The organism is Vibrio sp. Vb1554, from assembly GCF_033344235.1.
Map to the genome: position 1 here is coordinate 1 of NZ_JAWPOJ010000384.1, position 1109 is coordinate 1109.

The window sequence follows — 1109 nt, forward strand, 5'->3', positions numbered from 1 at the left end:
GTCCCAACCTTCGAATATAACTGGTTAACCTACGAGTACACTAAAGTCTCTGGTTCTAAACTAAAAGAAGGCAAGAACGAGATTAAAGTGGCATTCCGTTACGACGAGAACGGCCAAGGTGGTAAAGGTAACGCAGCTGGCAGAGGTAAAGGCGGTAACGTTTATCTCTACGTGAACGATAAGCTTGTTGAGAAGAAACTTATCCCTAACACAAACAGCCGCTTGTTCTCGCTCGACGATGGCGTGGGTATTGGTGAAGATGAAGGTGGCGCGGTGAGTAAAGACTACCAAGCACCATTCGAGTTCAATCAAAAAATTGAACAAGTCACAACCTCTATCGTTCAATAGCGATAAATCTCCTGAGTCATTATGTTAATAGTGGCTCAGGAGTCACTTCGCACTCCCGTTGATTTCCCCAACAATTCATTACTCGAGTTCAAGATGTCCAAAGCCATTGACCTAAACTTAATCAATACATTTATTGTGGTGACCGAGTGCCTTTCTTATACGAAAGCGGCGGATAAATTAGGTGTAACTCAGCCAGCGATAAGTGCTTCCATTAAACGACTAGAGCGCACAACAAACACAAAGTTATTTACGAAACGAGGGCGAAATATTGAGCTAACCAGCACGGCCCAGAAATGGCTGCCTCAACTACAACAAGCGCTGAGTGTAATCGATAGCGTGATCACCCAACCTGCTCCCTACAATGTTTACTGTTCAAATATCTATCCGGCTCAGCAATCCAAGCTTGAAAATGTCTTTTTTCATGAGTCAACATTAAGTGAAAACCATTTATTCTCTCTGCTTTACAGTAATGAAGCGGATTTACTACTGGGGGATATTGAAAGCAGAGAAGCGTCAATTATAGTGGAAGATGTTTGTCGAGAGCCTTGTGTTGTTATATGTCGAAACGGTCACCCAAGGATTGGCGATCACATCTCCACCGAGATGTTAAGCGACGAAAAACATTGCGTACTTGCTAGTAAATGGAGTTTTGATACTGAGTTTGAAAAACATTTGGGCTTGATCGTCAAATCAAACAATATCGATTCTGTCGCATCTAACTATTTGGGTATTCTCACCCACGTCGCTCAAAACGACTGCAT

At 42.7% G+C, this 1109-nt stretch carries 1 protein-coding gene and 1 pseudogene; both read left to right on the top strand.

Features of this window, described 5'->3' with window-relative positions; all coding sequences use genetic code 11:
• Positions 1 to 348: pseudogene (locus R8N28_RS26470) on the top strand (arylsulfatase); the annotation flags it as partial.
• Positions 349 to 441: 93 nt separating this feature from the next.
• Positions 442 to 1109 (top strand): LysR family transcriptional regulator (locus R8N28_RS26475; protein ID WP_318183821.1); only part of this gene is annotated, 668 nt, incomplete at its 3' end.